Origin of the sequence: Pantoea sp. SM3640, assembly GCF_015654165.1 — a bacterium.
In the GTDB taxonomy this organism is placed as follows: Bacteria; Pseudomonadota; Gammaproteobacteria; order Enterobacterales; family Enterobacteriaceae; genus Pantoea; species Pantoea vagans.
The window spans coordinates 1,407,187-1,425,806 of the sequence record NZ_CP064872.1 but is presented as its reverse complement, the minus strand read 5'-3'; the positions used below and the strand labels follow the sequence as shown (position 1 = coordinate 1,425,806).

Sequence of the window (18,620 nt, the reverse complement as noted above, 5' to 3'; positions counted from 1 at the left end):
GAAACGGTCCAGCCTTTCTCCAAATAAAAAACCCGTCTTACGACGGGTTTATGTTTTATTTCTTTTTCTTGCTCTGCTTCTTCAGCAGCAGGCGGATCTGCTTCAATTCGCTGGCGCTCAGTCCATCGGTTTTCACGTCAGCGGCACCCGTTTCATCGGCGCCCTCTTCAGTGATGTCCTGATTATCAATGGCCGGATGCGGATGCGTTTCCAGACTGGCCTGCAAACGCTGCACAATTTCCTGGCTCATTGAAATCTGGTTTTCCAGCGCCAGCTGTTTAATCGTTTCTTTCAGCTCGGGATCAATTTTAATCGTTAAATTAACAGTTTCGGTCATCGGGCAGCTCCTTTTTGTTATTGCTCACACGCTACCGGATGACCGTTTCGATTAACATACTGTCATAAAAATTTAATATTCGGTTTTCAATGGGGTGAAATCCCGCAGTACGCCCTCATCCATCCCCACCAGATTGCCCTGAAGCTCGGCATAAAGCTTCGCCATGTAGCGCACCAGGAAATCGGCGTTATGCTCAGCCAGCATGCGGCCGGTTTCGGTATGCATGGTTTCCGGCAGACGCAGCAGCTTCTTCTGGAAATGGTCCAGCGTCCACTTAACATCATTCAGCTCGCGATCTTTACCCAGCGGATCCTGACTGTCGAATAACGGGCGATTCAGTGCACCGGCCGTGTAAAAGACCCGCGCCAGTCCGATTGCGCCCAGCGACTCCAGCCGGTCTGCATCCTGCACGATTCTGGCTTCGAGCGTCTCTGGCGGGATACCGGCGCTGAAACTGTGGGTTTTAACGGCATGCATCACGGCTTCAATCTTTTCTGCCGGGAAGTCGAGAAAATCCTGCTGCAGAATGCGCTGCGTTTCCGTCGCGGCATAAGTAGAAGCGAGATGCCGTTCCGGATGATTCTTGGGAAGATTCACTACATCATGAAAATAGCAGGCGGTGAGCACCACCAGCGGGTCCGCCTTCGTGCCGGTCATGATTCGCTGCGCGCTCATCCAGACGCGTCGCAGATGGGCGATATCGTGCGCGCCGTCGTCGTGGATCCAGTTCGCCTGAAACCAGCTTTCATAGCGGGATTGCCAGAGTGTAAGTGACATAATCTATCTCCCTGTAGTGATCGACAGCCAATTCACTGTCGTGATCAGTGCGCAAACGGCAAGCCATCATAGCGACTGGCTAATGACACTTTTTTTACAGTGCTGTTGAAAAGAGCGGCGCTGCCAGCGATTTCGGGCAGAAAAATGAGATCTGGATCATCTGTATAGCACCTATGTTACATAAATACCGCAATTTCGGCGGTTTTCAGCCTTTCCTCAGTGAATTGCTGCAAAGAAAATTAGTTTAACAGCAGTAATGTTTGATTCATTCTGAGCCAGTTAAACCAGCCGTGCTTAGCTTTTTTTTGTCACGCAATTAATTGTAAAAGTGTGGGCAATAGCAGGTGAAAAAGTCTGAAAAGGTTCCTATTTTTATTGTTATAACGTACTGTATCCGGGCTGTTCGTCGCGTTCTGCTGATTGCGTGATAAGCTTTGGTGCGCTTTTTGCATTTTGCTGGTTTTTAACACCCAACGTGACAATTTTAAAGTGACTGTCAGGCGACAAATTATTAAGCAAAATGATTTAAAGCTTTTATGATAACTCTCAGATGTGAAGCAAATGGACGTTTACAGCAGTAACCGGGTTCTACTAATAAAAAGAGGTAATCCATGAAAGAACGGCCGATTCTTTTTTCCGAACAGCGTGTTCGTGCCCTGTTGGTTGGCCAGCAAACACAAACCCGGCGCATTATGAAAACTCAGGCTTTCGGGCCGGGACAGGATCATCACGAAGGCGTTCATGCTTTCGACGTGAGTGCTAACCATCTGCATGGCTACAAGATGATGTCGATGACCGACATCAGCTATCAGTGTCCCTACGGCAAATCGGGCGACATCCTGTGGGTGCGTGAAACCTGGCGCGGCCCGATGGTGCCAGAAAGCGATCTGGCCGAATATGAACGTGACCCGACGCCGTTTCGCCTGCCGGAATATTGCCAGTATCGTGCCGACAGTAATGAGCTGGGTCAGCATGCGATGAGCACCCCGGAAGCCGAGGAGTTTGGCTGGCAGACCGCCATCCACATGCCGCGCTGGGCCAGTCGTATCAACCTGGAAATTACCGGCGTACGTGCGGAAAAGATTCAGGATATCAGTGAAGATGACATTATGGCGGAGGGCGTACAGACCGACTCGCACTTCCTTAATAACTTCTTCACCATGAACGTTAATTCTGAGTCACCTAAAGAGGCGTATCGCAAAGCTTGGGAAAAACAGTACGGCGCGACCAGCTGGGAAGTGAATCCCTGGGTCTGGGTCATTGAATTTCAGCGCGTTGAACGCAGGTAATGCCTCAACCCTGCGCTTTGCGGGTTGAATCACAGACAACGGCCGCGCTAACGGGTTGAATAGACAGCCTTCAGCCCTGAAGTCAGACAGAAGATGCCAGCATTCGATGCTGGCATTTTTATGTCTGCCGCGTCAGGATAATGACATAGCCCGGTTCTGTGCAGGAGTTGCGATGTTTAAATGGCCCTGGAAAACGCATAACGACACCATGCTGGCGGCCCTGCCGTGGCAACAGGCGCTTTCACAGCCTGTCTTCAGCCCGCTGGATGAGTCTGAACAGCAGGCGCTGGTGGAGCTGGCAAAGCGCTTTCTGCAACAGAAAAAACTGGTGCCTCTCGGGGGCGTTCAGCTGGATGAGCTGCGCAGCGTGCGGATCGCCCTGCTCTTTTCTCTGCCAGTGCTGAAGCTGGGTCTGGAGTGGCTGGACGGTTTTCATGAGGTACTGATCTATCCCGAGCCGTTTGAGGTCGACGATCAGTGGCAGGATGAAGATGGACTGGTTCACAGCGCACCTGCCGTTCACGCCGGACAGAGCTGGACACAGGGACCGGTCGTCCTCAACTGGCTCGATATTCAGGACTCGTTCGATCTCTCCGGCTTTAATCTGGTGATCCATGAGGTGGCACACAAACTGGATGCGCGCGGCAGCGGTTATACCAGCGGCGTTCCGGTCATGCCGCTGCGTGACGTAGCCCAATGGGAAAAGGATTTGCGAGCCGCGATGGCAGAGATTGAAAGTGAAGTGGAACTGGCAGGGGAACAGGCTGCGACTATCGATCCCTACGCGGCCAGCGATCCGGCTGAGTGCTTCGCCGTACTCTCTGAATATTTCTTTACGGCTCCGGTTCTGCTGGCCGAACGCTTTCCCGCCATGTATCAGCATCTGCGCCAGTTTTACCAGCAGGATCCCCTGAGCAGGATGGCTTCTGACGCGGCTCAGACTGCTTAAATCCCGATCGCTTTGTGCTAAAGCTAGCCAGTTGAATGATAATGTATTTTTTGCTGTTGACACCTCAGTGCGACGCCGCTAATATTCGCCTCGTTCAAACGATTCCTCTGTAGTTCAGTCGGTAGAACGGCGGACTGTTAATCCGTATGTCACTGGTTCGAGTCCAGTCAGAGGAGCCAGAATTTAGAAAAGCCCGCTCAGGGAAACCTGAGCGGGCTTTTTGCTTTTCAGTATTGCCAATTTTCTCCTCCTTTCTGATTACCATCTGGACCCGCCTGCAGTTACCCGCACATTCCTGATGAGTCCGGCGGCCATAACTGCAAAAAACCAGCCGGGCAATCCCTGCTCTGGCTGGCTTGTCTCCTCGGCTAACGATTACTCGGGAATAGTCAGTACCTGACCCGGCGCAATATTATCCGGGTTGCTAAGGATGTTTTTATTCGCCTCAAAGATTTTCATATATTTTGATGCGTCATTATATAACTGCTTAGCGATTGCGCTGAGCGTGTCCCCGGATTTGACCGTATAAGTGCGGACACCTGCTGCTGAGGCATCAGTCTTATTCTCAACATTTTTATCAACGCTATGTAACAACTCATCGCCAATATTTTTAATATTATCCAGAATGCTCATAATTACTGCCCTATCGTTTCCGATACGTTTAATTTAATTAAAAAAACAGGATTGCCAGACAAATACTACGCGGCGTACGATACACCTGCTTTTATTTCTTGGATTAAACCACTGCTAAACGTGCAGTAATTTATATAAAAAGAAGGATGTTAATTGATGGGTATAATGTCATGGGTTGTATTTGGTTTGCTCGCCGGTATTATCGCCAGATGTATTATGCCAGGTAAAGAACATATGGGCATTTTCATGACCATGATTCTGGGTATTATCGGCGCGCTGATTGGCGGTGTCGCCAGTACGGCTCTGGGCTTTGGCAAGGTCAGTGGTTTCAATATTTACAGCATTGCGATTGCAACCCTGGGTTCAATTATTGTGCTGTTTGTTATTCATAAAATCAGAGCATGTAAACAGGCTTAACAGATTAGTATTCGGGGAATAATAAAATGAGTTTGCTGGAAACAGTACTGGCCATGTGCGGCCTGAATAATCAGACCAGTCAGGAAGTGAAAGGTGTGCTGCAATGGGTGGAGCAGCAAGGCGGTTTACACACTATCGTGAGCCACCTCCAGAGCGGCGAGTACAGTGAGGTGGTTAACTCCTGGCTGGGCGATCAGCAGAACGTTGCCCTGAGCAGCGATCTGGTGCAGAAGATGATTAACTCTGAGGCCATTGAACAGCTGGCTGCGCGGATGGGTATCAACACCAGCGATGCACTGAATCTGCTGGTCAAATATCTGCCACAGCTGGTGGATAAGGCATCTTCAGCGGGCGTGATTGATAAAAAAGCCGATCTCACCGGGCTGGTCAGTCAGTTGATGCACTGAGTATGATGCAATTGGAAGATAAAAGCCTGCTGCGAGAGTATGAGGCTTTTATCTTTTGGGTTAGTCAGGATTAATTAAGTCAATTTTTGGCAAGCTCTTTTCAACGTTGATAGAAATTATTCAGATGACCCTATAGCAAATATCAAGATTCAACTTTAGGATCATCTGCATTTAGCTTGCCAGGTGAATCCACCAGACAGGTGTTATCACAATCACTGACTGAATCAACTCACATTATGTGAGCCATTTACCTGCATTAGAAAATTACATTTGAACACTTTCCGGAATCAACAAAAGACAACCCTGCTCAATCTTCACCGTAATAACGGTTCCGGTATCAAATCCTGCTTCGCGCAGCCATTTCCCGCTCAGATGTATTGTAGGTGTAGTGCAATCACCACGTTTAGGCTGATAGCCGATGGTATAGCGACGTTGTGTTTTAGATGGTGCGCTTTTAATTGAGAAATGGCGTTGATCGAGGTTCGCGTTCATAGGGAAGTCTCCAGTATGCATCTGAATCGCCACCTGAGGTTCCAATCTCATGGGTGGCAGACTGAACGAGGTTGGAACTACCGGGCACACTGAACCGGCGCACCCTAAGGTGCCCTCGCCCAGCCCACCATTGAGGTGAAGCGAGACGTACGACAATAAAAAATTGTCGCCAGTATGCTTAACCGGAGTTCCAATTCCGTAGCCTGATTTTGCAGGCGCAGGATAAGAATACGGCGATTAACGTTGGGTGACAACAGGCAAAACTGGAACAGAACTCGCAGATACTAAACGAAGTTTCCTGCCTCGAACATCAGATACTACTTTTTATATTGCGCTCTATTAAGAAGCATTGCGACGAGCGCACTTCACACTCTCCGTCACTGATGCGGCCAATTGGAAAGCATTTTACGATGTCATTCAACAGAGACAAGATTTGGAAGTAGATTGGGTATTGCTGGACGTCGCACTGACCACCAGCGTGTTTAACTACCTAGAACCAGGCGCGCCTATAAGAAACAACTTGAGATTAACGTTGCACCCAATGTACTCCTATTGCCGCAGCAGTAAGATGGCGTTTTATGACTTAGTTTTATGACTTAAAAGCACAAATCTTGCGTAAGTTGGCAAGATTTCAGCACAATAAAAAGATCAATCTTCGACTACACCTTAAGACCAATAGTTATTCATTTCCCTAAGTTTTTCCTTAACACATCTGCTATTTCAGAAGTATTTAGTAGGTTAAGCGTCTCCTAATCCATCAGAACCATCGAAATTTTCGGGGCAAAAATTTCCCAGCCCCATAAATCACATCAAACTTTAAGGATATAATCTGGGGAGAAGTCAGTAGCCCATGACCGATTGCTAAATGAAAAGGACATCAAATATCCCGGCTCAGGCGACCGGGTCTTTCTCAATTAATGCTAACTTATGATCTGCTGAACATAGGATTCAACTTAATTATTTGGCATATCTCATCGGTGATAACATCTATTCCTCCTCCATACTGACCTCTATCTATCATCATTCTAAAATCACTCATAATATATTTACTTACATTACTGAGCCCTGTAGTTTCTCTATTTTTCAGGATCCTTAGTGACTTAGTTAAGTCAGTATAGCAAGTCTCTTTACTGCCATCATTTATCAAGTAATCAATGACATCATTCAGTAAGGTTATTAACCTTTCAATATCAACAATATCTTTTTCAGAAAGCAATTTATTTCCCCCTGGAAACCTGTTCTGGAAAGGCTTTTTTGAACTCATCATAAGTATACACCTTTCCAGTTTTCCCATCCCGAATAGTTTTAATCCAATCGGAAGAGTAATTTCTTGGTAACAAGATTTGATCAGCACCACCAGAATATTTCGGATTTTTGCTCAACGGAGGTTGCTCACCAACGAACCCTATATTTAATTTAGTATTTTCGGGTACTTCAATCTGAGCTTCGAATTGTGTCGTACTCCATTTTTTGTAAACAGCCGTTTCATCCCTGCCCAAATTTTCAGATGTTGTAGCATAACCTCCATCTAGTTTAGCCTGGCTTTCCGAACCACCAAATTTTCTATAAAGTGTAATCGGTTCCTTCGTGATAGCGGTTTCATAATTACCTGCTTTAAAAGTAGAAATTATACTGTCCGGCAATTTTTCTTTACTTGTCAGAGCCAAACTATTATCTATCTTAGTACCAAGATTAAATACTCTATCAGAGGTTGCCGGCGGAGATAACCTATCTACATTAGCTAAGTTAGTATCGAAAGCTGAAGGATTTCCTACTGGTTTAGTTGTGAGCGAATCCTCAGCGCCTTTCAGCCCATAAACTGCACCACCAATCGCTGCAACGGTATGAACACCAGCCATCGAGGTATAAAGAAAGTTCGCGGTTTGCTTACTCACACCCCAGTTTTCAGCAATGCGATTGACGTTAGCGTCACGCTCTGCTTTCGCATCCGCAGTAGCATATTGCCATATCAGCGCATCGACCTGGCCTTTACCTGTCTTGTAGATACTACCCATATTACCGATGTACTGGCCATCAAGCTGCTCGCTGTAGCTTTTACCCATTGACGCCAGTTCCTGCCGCATCCCCTTACATGCTGCTGAAGACAGTCTTTTACAGGCTGAGTCCAGCGCTGCATCGAATGCCTTATCTTTCGCATCCAGGTCACTGACTAACTCTTCTGCCTGCTGTTTCTTTTCTCCTTCCAAATAAGGTAGTGACCACTTCGTATCCTGACGTTTCTTTTCATCTGGAGCACTCAGTGCATTATTCTCAACCGCATTCTTCCCGGCAACCGCGCCGCTCGTCGCCGCAGCACTGCTGTTACCCACCATGCCGCCCGCCAGTCCTGCCGCCAGCGTGCCCAGCAGGCTCAGCTGCTCACGGTCTTCCTGCCCCAGTGCCGCTATCTTCTCCGGCGTGTCCGCGCCCCAGTATTTCTCTGCGATGTAGCGGGTAGCAAGCTCACCGCTGAATGCTCCCGCCGCACCCGCCGCCGCACTTCCCCCGGACATCTGCGATGATACCGCACCCCACACCGCATGCGCCATGGCATTGGTTGCCACATCAACGTTGCCGGAAGCGTCGGTCGTTTCCTTCTTAATCAGCTGCGCTGCCCACGGATTAAGGCCGCCTGCGACCGCCTGACCTGCATTGCCGGTCACCAGCCCCGTCAGAATGCTGCCGACCGTCTGTGCGACCTTCTGCGACGTGCTGCCGATACCCCACTGCTTCATCTCCGCCTGATACTCTGGCGAATCACGCATTTTCTCCAGCCAGTCTACCCGCTGTTTTTCCGTTGCTCCGGCGGGCAGCGTCTCGGCGTTCTTGGCACTTTGCGCTTTCTCAAGGCCTTTGATATCGCCCATGGTCGTGACGATGTTCGTCATCTGGCCGCTGATTTCACCGGCTAGCTGAGCGGTCTGAAGCCGCTTCTGCTCTTTCTCTTTGTCAAAGATCGCGCTGATGCTGTCGTTGGCATGTTCGGTGTCACGGCTGAGCGCCGATACGTCCTGGGTCTGCCTGTTCTGATCGCGGACAATGATTGTGCCATTTGCCACGGCGGCCTGGGTGGTGCCTTCGGCGTGCCCTTTATTATTCAGACCCGATAACAGCGTGCTGGCACTGTTGGAGGCGGCGTTGGCAAGCATCTGCGCACCCATGCCGCCACCGCTGGACAGCGCGATGCTGCCGCCGCTGTGGCTGATCCTGTAGTCCGCCGCATTGCCGATATCGGTGAAGCCGAGCGTACCGGTATCCAGACGGTTGTCTGCCGCATCGCCCTGGCTGGCGATGACCGCACCGTTCAGCTGGGTATGATTGCCGACGGTGATGTCAAAGCCGTCGTTACCGGCATAGATACCGCTCTGCTCCTGCACGCTGTCAAAGTTGCTGTGCATTTTGTCCTGGTTGACGCTCGCATAGCCGGACACCGTCATTGAGCCAAAGGTGAAGCTGCCGCCCGCGCCGTAGCTGGTCTGTTTTGAATCGTAACGGTCGCTGTCCTGCTGGCTGGTGATGGTCAGATCCCGGCCCACATCGGCCGTCACCTGATTACCGCTGACCTGCGCGCCGTTGAGCGTGGTATCTCTTCCACTGTTCAGGCTTACCCTGCCGCCGCTGTCCAGGGTGGTTTCAGACCAGCGCGTACCGTTGCCGCTCTCCTTACCTTTGGCGCCGTTAACGCTGGCAAAAATGCTGATACCCGCGCTGCCCTGTCCGGCACCAAAACTGATGCCCACGCCGCCGCCGCTGCTGCTGTTTTTACCGCTGCTTTCCTGAGTGTTGGCCGCCCCGCTGAGTAAAATGTCCCTGGCAGCATTGAGGCTGCTATTACCTGCAGCTTTCAGCTGGCTACCGGCAATAAGAATGTCGCCGCTGTGCTCGCCACTGCCCTTACCGGCAGAGGTAATGGAAAGGTTCTTACCGGCATTGAGCGTGGATCCTGCGACGCTGTCGGACGCCTGATGCTGCTGCGATTTTGATTTCTGTGTGGTCAGGGAAAGGCTGACGCCCAGGCCGTTGTTGGGATCGGCGCTCGCTTCCGCCAGCTGCCCGCCCAGCACGGCCTGCACGCCTGAAAGCGCGGCTTTGGTAGCCTGCAGGGCAGCAAGGCGACCGTCACTCTCTTTTTTCGATGTCTGTGCCGCCGCAACCGCGTTATTAATGGCTTCACCCACCACCCCGGATAACGCCAGTGTCAGCCCGCTCTTCTTCTGCTCAAACAGTTCATCATGAATCCGTTTATCATGACCCGGATCGATGATCACGCTGTCGCCGGTAATGGCGAGGTCACGTCCCGCCACCAGATCTGAGCCGCTGACATGAGCCTGTTCACCCGCAACAATGCTGACGTTACCGCCCGTGCTGCCAACAGTGCTGGCGCTCTGGCTCTGGGTGGTGCCCTTGTCACGTAAGTCATGGACCGATTTACTGCTGCCCACCGTGATGCCGATGCCGCCGGTTCCCATCAGGCCGCTTTTCTTTGTTTCTGAAAAACGCCAGGTTGAGTTTGTATTGGTCGCAGCAACAATATCTACGTTGTTACCGGCTTTGAGCGCTACGGTGCCATCGCCAACGACCTGTGAACCCTGGACAAGTAAATTGTTGCCCGCATTGAGTGTGACATTGTCGCCGCTCAGCAGGGTGCCATTTTCACGGGTACCACTGTCTTCGCTGATGGTATGAGTGGTCTTTTTACTTAAGAATCCTTTTTTGGTTTTGGTCTCTTCTTTGTAGGCATAATCGCTATCAGTTACAGTCGTCAGGTTGATGTCACGTCCGGCACCCACCGCGATATTACCGCTGGCGGTAACCTGAGCCGCTTCACTGTTAACATCCCTACCCGCTTTAACCGTCGTACTCCCACCGCTGGCAATTTCAGTGCCCTGCTGGCGTACCGACTCATTAATCTCAACCTTCTTGCCGGATTTGTAGCTATTGCCAGATCCGGTTTCAGCCGCCAGCAGATTGACGTCACGCCCTGCCTGTAAGGTGACATCTTTGTCTGCGGCAATACCTGCCGCCTGGCTATTAAGATCGCGTCCGGCCTGAAGGGCTAAATCGCCGCCGCTGGTCAGCGTCGTGCGATCCAGACCGGTTGAATGGGTTTCACGTTTGCCCTTCACATCACTCTGGCTGGTCGTCGCGCTGTTGAGATTAAGATCGTTACCGGCTGCCAGCGCCGCGTTTTTGCCGGCGTTGATGCTGCTGGCGGTAACCGTCAGATCGTGGCCCGCCTGCATCGCCAGATTGCCGCCTGCGGCAATCTGGCTGCCGACGGTATGGACGGTCTTAGTGCTGGTCGCATCAACTTTTTGCCAGCGATTTCCGGAACCGGACTGCGCGCTGCCAGTGACGTTCTGATTGCCGGTAATGGCAATATCATTCCAGGCGTTAAGCAGCAGATCGCTACCCGCTTTGAGGTTAGCGCCGGTGACGGCAATATCGTTGCCCGCCTTGAGGCTCAGTGAATCTAGCGAAGTGATGCTCGCCATTGGCCCGCTCAGGGTTTCGGTATAGGATTTCTTCGCACCCTTACCGTTGTCTGCATCCAGATGCCAGAGCTGCGACGTAGTCAGGTTGTTGATGTCACCGTTAACACTCTCCAGCGCCACCTTTTTACCGCTAATAGTCGCGCTGACGTTGTTGATATCGTTCAACGCGCTAAGTTGCATATCGCCACCCGCATGGAGCAGACCGGCGTTGAGGTTACTGAGCGTATTCTGGCTGTCGATGGTCAGATCGTTTTTGGCCATCACGCTACTGCCGGTGTTGGTGACGTTCCCGCCGTTCAGCGTCACGTTGTTCCCGGCAATCACGCTGCCATCGCGCATTTCCACATCTTTTGTCGACAGATAGAGCTTCGGCACCATCACCGTTTCACCGTTGATCGTGGTGGCTTCCCACCAGACCATGCTCTTGTCTAAAGAGGCGAGTTGCTCAGCGGAGAGTGAAACACCAAACTCCAGGCCCAGCGACTGCTGCGCCGCTGCAGCGTTGTCCATCAGATAGCGCATCTGGGCAAGATCGGATCCCAGGCCATTGATGTAGCGATTGCCGGTCTGGTTCAATACCGCATTGCTGACGTAGCGGGTATCAAATGCCGCATCGCCGAGAAAACGATAATCATAATCTGGCTTCAGGTTCAGACGATCGAGCATGTATGAGGAGCCGAGGAAAGCTTTCTCATCGGTATACTGAGGACGTGTTTCCTGTAATGGCGTGGTAGCAGGCTGTTTGCCCAGCTTTGCATTCAGCTCGCCGAACAGGCTCTGATCCAGCTGGCCCAGACCATTGAGTTTGGGGTTAACGGTAATCAGATAGCGGCTATTGTTGTTCGACGCGACAAAGTAACCGTTCTCACCTGAAGGTAATGGATAGGCGCTGATATCGACCTCAGCGGCCTTATAGTTATGCAGCGATGCAGGACCCTGAGGAGCATTTGTCAGGTTGACGGCTTTACCCAGTGCGGCGTTGTTTTTACCCGCCGGAGAATATTGCGTGAGCTGTGCACTACCCGGTGAAGCACTCTCCAGCGCCCCTGCGCCATTGACCTGCTGCAACGCATTCTGCAGCTGATCGCGCCATTGCGGCGTATTGATTGCGGCTTTATCGGCATTAGCCAGCGGCTGGTGAGACTGCGCGCCAGTGGTGCCTATGGCAGTCAACCCGCGCAGGGCGGGAGCAGAAAGTGTATTACCACTCCAGCCAGCATTCGCGGTGGTGTTGGTATTGCTGATATCTCCGCTGAAATTAGCAGAGACATTGCCTCCGGCCTGAATAACGGCGCGGAAAATTTGCACTGGTCCAACGTCTTCAGTTATGGGCTGGCCTAAAAGTACGTACTTAACTTGAGAGTTAGTCGTATTTTCTCTAAAACAACACCGCTCAGATTTCGGGTCGAAGAATGCAAGATCGATATTTTTAGTAAACTTCCCGCCAGTACTTCCCGAGTATTTATAAGTTGTATACTGATTCTGTTGACCGTCCTGGAAAGACTGATTGTTTAGTTGATTACCAGATAAAACTATATCTCCATTAGCGAGGATAGTACTGGCAAGATTTTCTAACTTTTGAGCTGAAATTCGCAACCCGTTAGCTGATGCAATCCGGCCAGCACCACCATTTGCATTAACATTATTAAATATGGTGTTAGTCAAATATTTTTTAACGGCACCTTTGGCATTAGGTGCAAGATAATAATGATCATCATCTGAACCATTCCCCTTGCCCGGGCTGCCTCCTGACCTAACGTGTTTGGTATAGAAGCCAAGCTCATCAGCCTCTAGTTCGCCCAATCTGATATTGACGCTACTCTTACCCAACCAGGAGGGTAAGTCTGCGCTTTTTTGGATAGATGTTGAGGTACTCAACCCATCCCGCGTATTCAGCAAATGTCCCGTATTAATCGTGATATCGCCGTTCTGCGTTTCGATGGTGCCGGAGTTATTAATCACCTCGCCGTTGGCATTACCCGCGGCATCGCCCTGAAGCCACAAACTGCCGCCTGCCAGCATATCGGCACGCTGGTTACGAATACTGTTAGCAAACAGCGAGAGATTACCGCCCGCGTAGAGCAGCGCGGTGTTAACGATGCTGCCCGGTGCACTGAGGGTCAGATTGCCCAACGTACCCGTAAAACCATCAACCGTGATGTCACTGCGGCTGTTCAGGCTGATATTACCGCCGCCCTGCAGACTGCCATTTCCGTTTATGGCGATGCGGTTGCCGCTTAAGGCACTGTCACCCGAACCGGTAGTGAGCTGACCACTATTGGTGAGATCGCCGCCTGCACTCAGCGTCAGCGCCCCGCCCTGCATCGTGCCCTGGTTATCTATCGCGCCATTACTGCTGACGGTGAGTCGCCCGCCCGCCGCCAGCACATCGCGACCGGTAAAACCATTCGCGATTTCCAGCGTGGCGTTATCCAGCGCCACCACCTGACCGTTCTGGTCAAAGCCGTTGCTGTGAACCAGCAGGTCGCCGCCGCTAAACAGACGACCACTACCTTGCTGACCGACCTGAGCGGCCATCACACTTAGCCGGTTGTTACCCAGCAGCGTACCGTTGTTATTTACCTGCTGATAATTAATCTCAAGGTTGCCGCCCTGGGCTGTGCCCTGGTTGCTGAAGCCATTGCCGGTCAGCGTGCCCTGGCCGTCGGCCAGCAGCGTTCCATTGTTGCTGGCATTGGTCGCATTGAGAATCAGCTGTGACGCCTGCAACCAGCCGTTGTTATTCAACTGCGATGTATTGAGTGTCTGCGCGCCGCCCGAGAGCCACCGTCCATCATTTTGCGTTAAGCCGGTTATCGTCGCGACACCGTTGCCATTGCCCTGAATCAGGCCATAGTTAAACAGTTCCGGCGCGGTCAGCGTCAGGGCGTTTTGCGTGAGCATGGCGCCGTTACCACCGTTGGTAATGCGTCCACCCGCATTGACCAGCAGGCTGTTGTCACCCTGTAAGCGCCCGTTGTTCTCCACCGCACCACTGGTGATCTGCAGGTCGCCGCCCTGCACGCGTCCGGCATTATTGAGCGAGGATGACTGAAGCGTCAGCCTGCCCGCGCTGAGCAGCGTTTTATCCTGCTGCTGGGTCAGAGCACCGTTAAGGCCCACCGTCAGCGCCTCTACACCGGTCACGGCGCCGTTATTGTTTAACGTGTCACCGCGCAGCGTCAGGTTTCTGGCTATCCATTCGCCCTGATTGGTCAGTGACAGTGCCTGCAGTACCGCCGAACCATTCGCCGAAATCTTGCTGCCCGCGCCCGCATCAAGGCGGTCCGCCAGAATCAGTTGCAGCGCATCCGCACTCTGGATCGCGCCATTATTGGTCAGTTGTCGGGCATTCAGCAGGATCTGCTGACCCTGCCAGCTGCCGTTATTCACAACGTCATCGCCGTTGATGTTCAGCGTGCCCTGCGTCAGCAGCGATCCGCCCTGATTATTGATCAGCTGACGTGCTGGTGCGGCCAGCGCCCTGAGCAGCATTCGCCCGCTCACCTGTGGCATTGCCGCAAACGTTAATGCCTGCAAACCAATCAGGCTGCCCTGATTCATCACGCGGGCGGGTGTGATAGTCAGGGTTTTACCCTGCACCGAACCGCTGTTATTCAGCGCGGCACCGTTCAGCGTCATTGCCCCTTCACTGAGCAGTGAGCCGCTGTTGTTAAGCGTGCCAGCCGCAACCTGGGCTTTGTCCTGGCTCAGCAGAGAGCCGGTGTTATGCAGCTCATTGCTGATGCTGACGTTCAGATCTTTGCTGCCCAGTAGCGATCCCTGATGCAGCCAGTTATCCGCAATAACCGTTGCCTGCTCGCCCTGCAGCAGCCCCTGAGTGTTAATCTGGCCTGCATTGAGCGTCAGTGTTCCGCCGCTCAGCGTTTTGCCACCGGCTGATTGGGTGATGTTATCGGCCTGAGCAGTCAGCGCCGTATTGCCCTGTAACAGACCGTCGTTGTTCAGGCTGGTGGTCTGAAGCCCCAGCCGGTTCGCCATCACTTTGCCGCTGTTGCTTAGCGTGCTGGCGTTCAGGTCGCTTTCTCCCTGACTGACCAGCGAGCCACTGTTGATCAGATCCTTGGTGATGTCAGCGCGCAAGGCGCTGATGCCATTGATGCTGCCGCGATTGGTAAGCGAATCCAGCGTGACGTCGAGTTGCTGACCCTGCCAGCTGCCATCATTGGTCGCGCTGCCACCGCTGACGATCAGCCGATCGCCGCTTAGCAGTTGCCCATTGTTGTGATTGAGGGTCTGAGCAAATCCGAGATCCAGCAGCGCGTTGCCCTGTAGCAGCCCGCCGTTTTCCAGCGTATTGCCGCTGGCGCTGAGTTGCCCGGCTGCAATCTGGCCGCTATTAGTGAGGGTTTGTGCGTTCAGATCGGCCTGCTGACCGGTCACGATCTGACCCGTCCCGCTGTTCGTCAGCGTATCGCTAATCTTAAGATCAAGGTTGTCACTCAACAGGCGTCCGCTGTTGTTGAGACGGTTGCCGTTGACCGCAAGCGCACCGTTAACCTGCATCAGCCCGGCGTTATCCAGCTGATCTAAGGTCAGCGTCAGCGGTCCTCCGGCGATCAACTGCCCGCCATTGAGGTTATGCAGTTGCTGATGATCCAGCATTAAGATGCTGTTGCCCTGCAGCAGACCAGCGTTGCTGAGCACTGGCGCACGCAGGCTGAGCTTATCCGCCGCCAGTGTGCCCTGATTATCAATCTCTGCTGCCTGCAGATTCATCTGCTGCTGGCTGAGCAGACTGCCGCTGTTGGTCAGCGCACCGTTAATCACAGCGGTGAATGCTTTTCCGCTAAGAACGGTACCGTCGTTCTGCAACGTCCCCGCGTTAAATGTCATCTCCCCGGCCTGCATTGCACCGTGGTTATTTAAAGCAACAAAGTCACCGTCCAGCGTGCCGTCACTGAGCAACTGGCCGCCCTGCTGATTGTCCAGTTGGTTGCCCTGCAGCGTCATCTGCTGGTTTCCCTGGATCAGGCCGCTGTTGATCATGTCACCGCGCAGCGTCAGCGCCTGTGCAATCAGCCAGCCGCTGTTATCGGTGTGGTCAGATTTCAGTGCGATGCCCTGCTGCCCCAGAATTTTGCCACTATTGACCAGGGTATCGCTCTGCAGATCGGCGTCGGCTTCGCTCAGGGCATTGCCGCTGTTCTGCCAGTGGTCAGCCTTCACTGTCAGCTGTTTACCCTGCATCAGTCCGCTGTTGTCCAGCGTCTGCTGTTTCACACTCAGCTGGCCTGCGCTCAGCAGCGTGCCGTTGTTGGTTAACGCGCCGCCCTGCAATGACAATGCCTTGTCGCCCTGGACCGTTCCGCTGTTAGTGATCTGACTGACATCACTGTTCAGCGTGCCGGCAGCCATCGTTCCCTGATTGATCAGCGCATCGCCCTGTAACCGGAGCTGATCATCTGCCAGCAATTTACCGCCCTGCTGATTATGTAAGTTTTTGAGTGTGGTGCTCAGGCTGGCAGCGTTGATCTCTCCGCTGTTGTTCATCTGGTCGCCTGTGACAGTCAGGGTTTTGCCGCTGGTGAGCAATCCGCTGTTATTGAGCTGCGGCAGCGCGAGTGCAAAGTCGTTGTCAGAGCTGATCGTACCCGCAGCCAGGTTATCCAGCTGCCCGGTATGGAAGGAGAGCAGCTTAGTGCCCTGCAGCAGGCCGCTATTAGTGATTTGCCCGGCGGTGAGAGTCAGATTGGGTGCAGTTAATGAACCTGTATTGCGCAGCTGCGCGCTGTTCAGGATGAGGGCGTTCTGACTGCTGATGGCGCCCTGATTTTCCAGCCAGCCACGGGCAGTCAGCTGCGCGTCACCCCGGGCCGTGAGCGAGCCGTTTTGTTGTAGCGTATCGGCGTTCATCACAGCATCGCTATGACTCACCATCTCGCCGCTATTAATCAGTGTCGGGGCATCAATTTGCAGACGCTGACTGATCATATTGCCGCTGTTGCTGAAGGTGTCAGCGATATTAAGCGCTGTATTCCCCTGCGCGGAGAGCGTGCCGTCCTGATTCAGACGATTAGCGGTGAGCAGGGCATCGCCGCTGCTGATCATTTTTCCGCTGTTGTCGAGCGTGCCGCTGGTTATATCCAGGCTATTTCCGCTCAGTTCACCGCTGTTACTTAACCGATCGGCGACTTTCAGCTGCAATCTGCCCTGGGATGAGAGCGTTCCATCCTGCTGCAGGATGCCAGAGGTAATATCTGTCTGCTGACTGCCCAGCAGATTCCCGCTGTTAAGCAGCGATCCACTGTGGATATTCAGACTGCTCCCGCTCACTTCACCGCTGTTGTTCAGCGTGCCGGTAACGTTAAGCTGATTAATGTTGCTGGCTGAAAGGGTGCCGCGCTGCTGCACGCTGTCCGCGCTGATCAGCGCATCGCCAGTGCTTAACAGCCTGCCCCCGTTATTGATTGCCCCGCTTTGAATGTTCAGGCTGCTGCCGCTGATCTCACCGTCATTGCTGAGCTGTCCGGCAACGACACTGTTATTACCCTGAGCCAGTAACATACCCTGCTGCTGCAGCGTGCTGGTGCGAACCTGCAGGTCACCCTGACTAGTCAGGCTGCCACTGTTAATGATCTGTGCGGCCTGAAGATCAAGTTTCTTTCCAGCTGTCATCTGACCGCTATTCTGTAGCTGCGCGGTGGCAGAGAGCTGCATCGCGTCTGCCGCATTGCCGCTGCTGCTGTTATCAATATCCAGAGCGTGGCCGCTGAGACGGGCAGTCTGGCCTGCCGTCAGGCTGCTGCCTTTAAGCGTTATCTGCCCCTGACTGTTCAGGTCGAGCGCCGCGTCGCTACCCAGTTTTGCGCCCGTTAAAGCAATATCCTGCTGCGCTGTCAGCGCGACATTGCCACCCGCTTTATGTTCTCCCTGCAGGGCGATGCTGCTGCCATTTGCCGTCAGCGTGCCGCTGGTCAGGCTATTGTTGATGCTTAAGCGACCCTGCGCATCCAGCACCATATCGCCCTGCCGGGCATTCAGATTGCCGAGATTGACGCCGACGCCGTTTTCGCTGGAGACCAGATGGATACGGTTGGCGTACATGCCACCCAGCGCGCCGGTATCCACGGCGACCGATGGCGCAGCACCCTCGCCCGCAATGGGAGTCACGCTGCCATCTGCGCCAACCCGGTTTGCGCCCAGCGTCACATTGAGATCCCTGGCATGAATGCCCGCGTTGATTTCTGTTGCGCGCGCGATGATCGAAACCGCATCGGCCTGGCTGCCATCCAGTCCTTTACCCTCAATGCTGATTGCACCTTTGGTCACTTCCAGCGACTGCAGATTGCCCTGTGCATCCAGCTGCGGCTTACCGGTGGTGAGCGTCACGTTTGGCGTATTAATAAAGCCGCAGCCGTTACAGGTGATGCCATAAGGGTTAGCGACCATCACGTTGGCCGCTTTACCCCCCACTTCGGTGTAGCCCTGAAGCTGCGAACGGTTGGCTCCGACCACTTCGTTGATGATTGCCCGGGCTTCCTGCCCCGCTTTCAGATTCGGGTTGTTCTGGATGAGTCCACCGAGTTGTGTCTGCGTTAACCGGTCGGTCGCGTTATTCAGGATCAGCCCTTCCTGACCGACGTTGTAATTCTGATACTGGTTGTGCGACAGACCTGACGCATTTGGCGTCGCGATGTTGATAACCGGCACGCCATTACCGGCAGTATCGACCTGGGTACCCTGTGTAGCAGGCGTAATCGCGGCTGAAAAGGCAGGCAGCAGGGGCTGAAAAGCGATCAGTGAGCAGATGAGATAGCTCAGCAGACGCCGCGGCAGTGAAAGCGTTAATTGATCATCCAT

Annotated in this window: 9 protein-coding genes, 1 tRNA gene and 1 pseudogene; 5 read left to right on the top strand and 6 right to left on the bottom strand. The window is 53.0% G+C overall.

Annotation, left to right across the window (positions count from 1 at the left end):
• Positions 1–55 precede the first annotated feature (55 nt).
• Positions 56–337, bottom strand: a complete 282-nt coding sequence (locus IV493_RS06420; RefSeq protein ID WP_013358303.1) for an Arc family DNA-binding protein — start codon at positions 335–337, stop codon at positions 56–58.
• A 72-nt stretch (positions 338–409) separates the two neighbouring features.
• Positions 410–1,114, bottom strand: coding sequence for a phosphohydrolase (locus IV493_RS06415; protein WP_013358304.1), 705 nt, complete (start codon positions 1,112–1,114; stop codon positions 410–412).
• Between the two features lie 611 nt (positions 1,115–1,725).
• Between IV493_RS06415 and IV493_RS06410 the strand changes: the two genes are divergently transcribed.
• The 3 genes from IV493_RS06410 (at position 1,726) to IV493_RS06400 (ending at position 3,531) form a co-directional block, all read left to right on the top strand.
• On the top strand, positions 1,726–2,403 hold the full coding sequence (locus IV493_RS06410) for a hypothetical protein (protein ID WP_033783409.1): 678 nt from the start codon (positions 1,726–1,728) through the stop codon (positions 2,401–2,403).
• A gap of 172 nt (positions 2,404–2,575) precedes the next feature.
• Positions 2,576–3,352: a DgsA anti-repressor MtfA gene (gene mtfA, locus IV493_RS06405; protein WP_110330534.1), complete on the top strand. Its 777-nt coding sequence runs from the start codon at positions 2,576–2,578 to the stop codon at positions 3,350–3,352.
• Between the two features lie 103 nt (positions 3,353–3,455).
• Positions 3,456–3,531 (top strand) — tRNA-Asn (locus tag IV493_RS06400).
• A 196-nt stretch (positions 3,532–3,727) separates the two neighbouring features.
• Here IV493_RS06400 and IV493_RS06395 read toward each other — a convergent pair.
• A pseudogene (locus tag IV493_RS06395) lies at positions 3,728–3,988 on the bottom strand (LysM peptidoglycan-binding domain-containing protein); the annotation flags it as partial.
• A 153-nt stretch (positions 3,989–4,141) separates the two neighbouring features.
• Here IV493_RS06395 and IV493_RS06390 point away from each other — a divergent pair.
• Both IV493_RS06390 and IV493_RS06385 read left to right on the top strand, forming a co-directional pair.
• A complete protein-coding gene (locus IV493_RS06390) occupies positions 4,142–4,402 on the top strand; it encodes a GlsB/YeaQ/YmgE family stress response membrane protein (RefSeq protein ID WP_195857940.1) in 261 nt (86 codons plus the stop codon).
• Positions 4,403–4,428: 26 nt separating this feature from the next.
• Positions 4,429–4,809, top strand: coding sequence for a YidB family protein (locus IV493_RS06385; RefSeq protein ID WP_195857939.1), 381 nt, complete (start codon positions 4,429–4,431; stop codon positions 4,807–4,809).
• Between the two features lie 264 nt (positions 4,810–5,073).
• Here the strand turns inward: IV493_RS06385 and IV493_RS06380 are convergent, their stop codons facing one another.
• From IV493_RS06380 to IV493_RS06370, 3 genes are all read right to left on the bottom strand, one after another.
• Positions 5,074–5,301, bottom strand: coding sequence for a SymE family type I addiction module toxin (locus IV493_RS06380; protein ID WP_195857938.1), 228 nt, complete (start codon positions 5,299–5,301; stop codon positions 5,074–5,076).
• A 925-nt stretch (positions 5,302–6,226) separates the two neighbouring features.
• The gene (locus IV493_RS06375) at positions 6,227–6,568 is read right to left on the bottom strand and encodes a hypothetical protein (protein ID WP_195857937.1); all 342 of its coding nucleotides are present in this window, start codon (positions 6,566–6,568) and stop codon (positions 6,227–6,229) included.
• Complete coding sequence (locus IV493_RS06370; RefSeq protein ID WP_304622264.1) at positions 6,519–18,620, bottom strand: hemagglutinin repeat-containing protein; 12,102 nt, start codon at positions 18,618–18,620, stop codon at positions 6,519–6,521. The genes IV493_RS06375 and IV493_RS06370 overlap by 50 nt, the downstream gene beginning before the upstream one ends.